General features: G+C 39.8%; 1 protein-coding gene. It reads left to right on the forward strand.

Translation table 11 applies throughout. The features are described 5' to 3' along the window. The first annotated feature begins 327 nt into the window (after positions 1-327). A complete protein-coding gene (locus BLT18_RS17910) occupies positions 328-1,128 on the forward strand; it encodes an IclR family transcriptional regulator domain-containing protein (protein ID WP_091277152.1) in 801 nt (266 codons plus the stop codon). The last annotated feature ends 213 nt before the right edge of the window (positions 1,129-1,341 follow it).

Raw genomic sequence — 1,341 nt, forward strand, 5'->3', positions numbered from 1 at the left:
TTCGCTTCTTTCAAAAACTCTTTCATGTGCTTAATAAACAGGTTAAAGACTTCTTCGACACGCTCATTCTTTTTGACAGCCGTTTTTTCAGACATAATGTGTATTCCCCCTTGTAAAAATGAATGTAAAAGATTTGTACGCAATGCGTAAATTTGTACGTAATGTGATTTTATTGTAAGATGATTTTGCAGATTTGTCAATTTATTTTGGCAATTTCAACACCCAGTTGTCTGAAAAAAGAAAGTGCAGGCGATTGGTTTTATGGAGACGGAAATATGATAAAATCGACAATTGTATGTATTTGTCAAAAAGGGAAGTGAAAACGTGATGACAATTAATCACCAACCTTCAGAATCCAGGGATTTTATTAAATCACTTGAAAAAGGCATAAATGTGTTGAAGGCATTTTCTGCAGATAATCCTATTATGACGGTTTCAGAAGCCGCAGAAGTGACTGGTTACAGCCGTCCAACGGTACGCCGCATTTTTATTACGTTACAAACACTAGGTTACATGGAAGAAAAAAGTGGAAGATATATGTTAACACCAAGAGTACTATCGCTTGGTTACTCTTACCTTTCTTCGCAGAATATATGGAATATCGCAACTCCTTATTTGGAAAAACTCGTAAAGCGCACCCGGGAATCTTCTTCTATTTCTGTGCTGGACCGGGACGAGGTTGTCTATGTGGCACGAGTGCCTACGGAAAGAATTATGACGATCTCTTTAAATGTAGGATCAAGGCTGCCGGCTTATGCGACGTCTATGGGAAAATTGCTGCTAGCTTATTTACCAGAGAACGAAAGAGAAAGATATATTCAGCAATTGAAAGCGAAACAGCTGACGGATAATACGAAAGCTGATTCGGAAGCATTACGAGAAGAATTACGAACGATTAAACGGCAAGGCTGGTCTTTTGCAAATGAAGAATTAGAAGAAGGGGTTCGCTCGATTGCTGTTCCGATTTATAATCGACAACATGAGGTGTATGCTGCAGTGAATTGTTCTGCCAATGCCAGCAGAGTCAGTGCCGCGTATATGAAAAACGAATATCTTGCGTTGCTGCAAGAAGCAGCAAAAGAAATTAGTGAAGACTTAGCAGCTTATCAAAGTTCGTTTAATTTGTAATTGGTGAACCGTAGGAAAAAGAAAGGGGAATCGTCCACACGTTTTGCAACGAATCCCCTTATCAGCCAATGCTTACAGCGGACGCATAACGAAGTTGAGAGAAGCTTCTTTATGATCCCCTTTGTCTTCTAGTTTGGTGAGCAGTTCGTCACGAACACCTTCTGCGACATCGCTTTCAAGCCATTCATCTCCTTCAAAGAAGACTTGGGTGAT

Origin of the sequence: Alteribacillus persepolensis (assembly GCF_900099605.1) — a bacterium.
Lineage (GTDB): Bacteria > Bacillota > Bacilli > Bacillales > Marinococcaceae > Alteribacillus > Alteribacillus persepolensis.

What these genes read in the sequence shown, in the direction of transcription:
- BLT18_RS17910 (WP_091277152.1), top strand. Translation starts at nt 328, where the DNA reads ATGACAATTAATCACCAACCTTCAGAATCCAGGGATTTTATTAAATCA.